Genomic DNA, 5,413 nt, shown 5'->3' on the forward strand with positions numbered 1-5,413 from the left:
TCATCTCACCCCGACATTGTGACAATCAATTGTCGGTAAAACCCTTTATATCGTATGATGTAAAGGGTTTTTTATTTCTTCTTCAATCCATTCACACCATCTTCTTCAATAGAACTGTGCCCTATTCGGTGCCCTGTTTTCCTATACTATATTCGGGCAATGGCGTAATGAAACATATTGAACGTTTTAGTAAATGATTGGCTATATATCAATCGCCGGAAGTATATAACTATTTCAGCCAGACATATACTTTATTTTTTCATTTTCCGGCGACCTGTTGGTGGGTTCCAATTGAATCCAATACCATTGAGGAGGTCGTATCGATCCTTCGACATCGTACCCGTGTGATAGGCCTCCCGTTGATGTCTCATCCAGTTGTAAAGGGGTTTATATTCTTCCACCGTCATTGGTACTTGAAAATGCCTGAATTTCTTTTTAAAAGTTACAAGCTCCTGGAATTTTTCAATCCACGTGTTCTGGTGACTAATGGAAAGATCCAATCCGATCTTAGTTAATAGTTGCTGGCGTGCTTTCGTAAGATCGCCCTTTCTGAAATTTTCCCGTTGACGGTCTATCCACCGGGATAATGTTTGATAACGACCTTTTTTGGGAACACGAAAGTGTTTGAATTTCTTTCCGAAAGCGATTAATGCGCGATATTGCTCCATCCATACTTCTGCCGGTTTGATAATGGTCCAATCAAAACCAATAGTATTTAATTGTTTTATCCGCCGTTTAGCCAGAATTCCTTTGGCCCTGTTCTGTCGCTGCAACACTTGCCATTCTGCTAATCCTTTGTAAATGCCGGCGTTTTTCCTCGGCACTTGCAACGTTCCATTTATTTTTTTGAACGCCTTAAGCTTGTTGAATTGTTTCTCCCATTCTACTTCATGCACTGCACTTAAAACAAATCCAATGGATTCGAGTTTCTTTTGCTTGTCTTCCGGGAGATAACCTTTCTTAAACATCACCCGCTGGTTGAGAACCCAGCTTCTTAACTCAGAATCATCGGCCGCGGCAACACGTAAGTGACCATACCTGGATTTATACTGGCGAAGTCTTTTGCACATAACTTCCCAGTTCTGATCATATTGTTTTTCCAGATCTTCAGACCATGAAAAGCCAATCTTATCAAGCAGTTGTTTCCGATCAGGTGGTAAAGGACTACGTTTTTGGCGGAGACGTTGTTCGGAAACCCACGTGGCGAGTGCTTTGTTTTCGCTCCATTTAATGGGAACGTTACAATGCCCAAAGCGCTTCTTGAAAAGTTTCAGTTGTTCATATCGAAGTGTCCATTTTCCTTCCTTAAGCGCGGCTAAATCCTCTTGCCATAAAAAACCAAGCTGGTCAAGTTTCTCCTTTTGTTCTGGCGTTAACCTGCTGTGCCTGGCCCTCAGGTTGTGCACCCATGTGGAAAGTTGTCGGTACTGTTTATCAGTGGCCACTACCTTGGTATGACCATACGTCTCCTTGAATTTTTTTAATTCCTGAAACCTGACGTCCCAGAAATTTCGATGTTTGGTTTTATGCTCCCAGTCAAAATGTATTTCGTTTAGTTTTTTAATTTGCCCGGCTGCCAATTGGTGCCGACTTATTCGCTGATCATGTGTCCACTTGGCGAGAACCTCCAGCTTGCCTTCGAAAGGAACATAGGTATGACCGTACTTTTGCCAATAAAGCAACAGCCTGTCATACATCATGTCCCAGGTTAACTTTGCAGGATTGAAATCAAAGTTCAGCTTCACCAACTCCTGTCGCAGCTCACCGGGTAACTTCTTGCCAGTGGCGCGTAAATTTTCGACCCATTGCGCAAGCGTTGGATCTGGCTCCCATGCTTCAGAAACGTTTACATGTCCATAGCGCTGATAGTACTGTTGCAATTTTTTAAGAAGGTCATCCCAGGGTTTCTTCATGCCGTTTGCGTTTAACTTTTTCGGTTTGAAAAATACAAAGCTGAACTCAAATTGCAGAGATAACGAATGGGACTAACCGGGGTAATCAGCGTGTGAATTTTATACTCCACATTTTCCAAAATTCAATCCAAATCACGCTGACAAAGCTTACACCAAGACATATTAACCACTGCAAGGGCGACAGTGTCTTTAGTAAAAAGAAACTTGTTACTGGTGTTACAAAAAGTAAAAGGGCAAGCAGCGCAATGTTCAGAATCAGTATGAATATTAAAAAATTGTTTCGATACCGGAGTGTCATAAAAATCGAGTAATGAAACGAGCGATTTACGAGCGTAAGAAATATATTGCAGAGTATAAGACTTGTAAAGACCATGGTACGTGTCTGCAATGCTGAACCGTACATATATACTGCATAAAAATATATCGCTATTAGCGCCAGGGTAATAACGATACCCTGCGCAATGCTTACGCCCAGTTCACGCGCATTGAAAAAAGTAACACTTGCAGGTCGTGGTTTTTGATTCATTGCATTTTGCTCAATAGGCTCGTGTTCGTATACGATCGAGCATGTTGGCCCCATAATCAACTCCAGCATAATAACATGTACAGGTGTAAATACTACCGGGTAAATCCATCCCAAAGCCAATGGCAGAAACACCATCAATACAATTGGAATATGGATAGATATGATGTATTGTATAGCTTTTTTCAGATTGGCATATATTCGCCTCCCTATACCAACAGCATCTACCATTCGCTGCAGATCGTCATGAACAAGTACCAGCGATGCTATATTTTTCGCGGCCTCAGAGCCTCTCTTTCCCATGGCTATACTGATGTGTGCTGCTTTCAAAGCCGGAGCGTCATTTACACCATCGCCCGTCATGGCAACAATGTGGCCATTCGCCTTCAAGGCGTTAACAATCTTAAGCTTTGCTTCCGGAAACATACGGGTAAAGATGTTCACTTCAGTTACTTTCCGCCGCATCTCTTCATCGGTAAGTCGTAACAACTCTTCACCTTCTATCGCTTTTTCGTATCCGCGAAACTTTATAGCGCGAGCAATGGTGGCTGTTGTAGCAGCGTTATCGCCGGTAATGATTTTTACCTGCATACCAGCTTTATAGAACGAATCCAATACCTGTGGAATATTCGCTTTAGGTGGATCAAAAAATGCAACCAGTCCCTTAAAGACAAACTGAAGCTGCTGTTGCTTCCTGGGAAATATACTCCCATTAAAATCAGAAATAGCAACACCTAACACACGATATCCGGAAGTTGTAAGTGTTTGAAGCGCTGATCGTATATTTTGTCTTTCCCTATCGTTAAGTATCGATACGTTCATGATTGCTTCCGGAGCACCTTTGGCGGCTATTATTCTTTCTCCCGCTGTGTTTTCAAAGGCATGCGTCATCATCGGAGGCCGTCCTTCCAGCGGATATTCATGTATCATTCTGAACGAGCGCCTGCCGGTACCTGTGCTGATCTTGTCGTATGCTTCATGCAGCGCAACTTCCATAGCATCGAATGGAATAGACTCACTCGCCCACATGGCGTATGCTATTACATCTTTCCCGGCTTCACCTGCCTCACCTGGCGCTGTAATTTTTCCGGACGAGAGAGAATATACTTTTGCCAGCGACATCCGGTTTTCCGTGAGCGTGCCTGTCTTGTCAGTACATATCACCGTAGCGCTGCCCAGTGCTTCTACGGTAGCTATATTCTTTACAATTACTCCTAACTTCATGAGCCGCCATGCGCCCAGTGCCATAAACGTGGTGAACGCTACCGGAATCTCTTCCGGCAATACGCTCATGGCCAGGGTAAGGGCTTGCAGTAAACTTTCAAGAAGCTTGTAAGAACGAACAAAATTTACAGCCCAAACCAGTAAAAATATAGTGATACCGATCCAGGCCATTTTCCGGACAAAACTGCGGATCTGCTTTTGCAAGGGAGTTTCTTCTTCGTCAATCGCTTTGAGACTTTCACCGATCTTTCCCAATGATGTATGTATACCAACGGCTTCTACTTTGCCAATAGCCCAGCCGCTGGACACGGATGTTCCCTGGTATAGTTTAGCTGCCGAACCGGCATTCTTCTCTACCGGGAGCGACTCGCCTGTAAGTATAGATTCATTTACAGTAAAATCATGCGCCCGAATTACCGTTCCATCGGCCGGGATCGAGGCACCTTCTTCTATCAGTATATAATCGCCAACAACAAGCTCTTCCCTTGGGATTTTGGTCAACACGCCATCTCTTACAGCGGTGCTCATGGGCTGAGTAAGCGATTGCAGCATCGCCAATGCGCTTTTTGTTCTTGATTCCTGATACAGTGAAATACCCGTAACCACAACAATTGCGGCCAGCATAAAGAAGCCATCGCCCGAGTTGCCCATGATAAAGTATATACCCGCTACTACGATGAGCAGCAACAGCATGGGGTCACGAAACAGGTCGAGCAAAACATGGAGGAAAGTGCGCGACTCGGTTACTGTTTTATTGCTGCCATGAAGTGCGCGCGAGGCCTCTGCCTCTTGGGCAGTAAGCCCCTTGATGGCGAGTCGGCCTAATACTTCTTCCGCTGCTTTTACCGGCATAATGCTTATTGACAATACTATAAAAGAACCGGCACCTGGCTGCTCTGCACTATACCTTGCTCAGCACTTGTGTAAGAACAGGGCGCGCTGCATGATTCACTACATCTTCTGCTATACTGCCGGCTAACACATGTGCAAAACCGGTGCGACCGTGTGTTGCCATTGCAATCAGGTCTGCATTTATCATGTTCGAAAAATGATTGATGCCGTCTTCTTCACTCAGATCACTGAACACATTTAAGGTATATCGCTGAAGTTTATTCTTATGTGCGAACTCTTCCATTAAAAACCGCACCTTGTGATCGGGCTGAAAATTCATCGGTGTGTTTATTCTCACCAGGTGAACCGTTGCGCCAAACATTTCCTGCGTTTTTCTCACCACTTCCGAGAATTGCCGCTCACTGTCAACGAGCGAAGTGGCGTATACTATATTCTCAAGTTTATTACCTGCCGGCCACGGCTTGTGCACAGTGAGTACGGGACAATTGGAGAACCGTACAACTTTCTCGGTAGTAGACCCTACCAACAATTCTTCAAAGCGCGAATGACCGGAAGTGCCCATCACGATAAGATCAACTGCATAATCGGTAATAACCTGGCGTATACCATGAAAAGGGTTTCCCAGTCGTAATTGTTGTTTTACTTTAACACCATCTTCCTGCAACGCACCGGCTGCCGCACTCAGTTGCCGCTTTGCCCGCTCGATCAGTTTCAGAATATAAATTTTATCTTCCCATAGTTCGCTTCCCTCTACCTGCCCTTCTGCATTAAAAGATTCTGCCGTAGGCTGCTCTACTATGTGCAGCAGAATTACTTCTGCTTTTATCTTCTTTGCAAGTATGCCCGCTGCCTCGCTGGCCCAGGTGGCAGGCTTTTCAAAATCGGTTGGCACTAATATTCT

General features: G+C 44.5%; 4 protein-coding genes. 1 reads left to right on the forward strand and 3 read right to left on the reverse strand.

What is annotated here, in order from left to right; genetic code table 11:
- Positions 1-197, forward strand: a 197-nt coding sequence (locus V7Q33_RS22850) for a hypothetical protein (RefSeq protein ID WP_333821420.1), incomplete at its 5' end; no start/stop codon positions are given.
- Positions 198-251: 54 nt separating this feature from the next.
- Here V7Q33_RS22850 and V7Q33_RS22855 read toward each other — a convergent pair.
- From V7Q33_RS22855 to V7Q33_RS22865, 3 genes are all read right to left on the reverse strand, one after another.
- On the reverse strand, positions 252-1,913 hold the full coding sequence (locus V7Q33_RS22855) for a helicase associated domain-containing protein (RefSeq protein ID WP_333821422.1): 1,662 nt from the start codon (positions 1,911-1,913) through the stop codon (positions 252-254).
- 85 nt (positions 1,914-1,998) lie between these two features.
- Entirely contained in the window at positions 1,999-4,512 is a 2,514-nt protein-coding gene (locus V7Q33_RS22860) for a cation-translocating P-type ATPase (RefSeq protein ID WP_333821423.1), read from the reverse strand.
- A 49-nt stretch (positions 4,513-4,561) separates the two neighbouring features.
- The coding region (locus tag V7Q33_RS22865; RefSeq protein ID WP_333821424.1) for a universal stress protein at positions 4,562-5,413 on the reverse strand (852 nt) is incomplete at its 5' end.

Origin of the sequence: Ohtaekwangia sp. (genome assembly GCF_036786105.1) — a bacterium.
GTDB lineage: Bacteria > Bacteroidota > Bacteroidia > Cytophagales > Cyclobacteriaceae > Ohtaekwangia.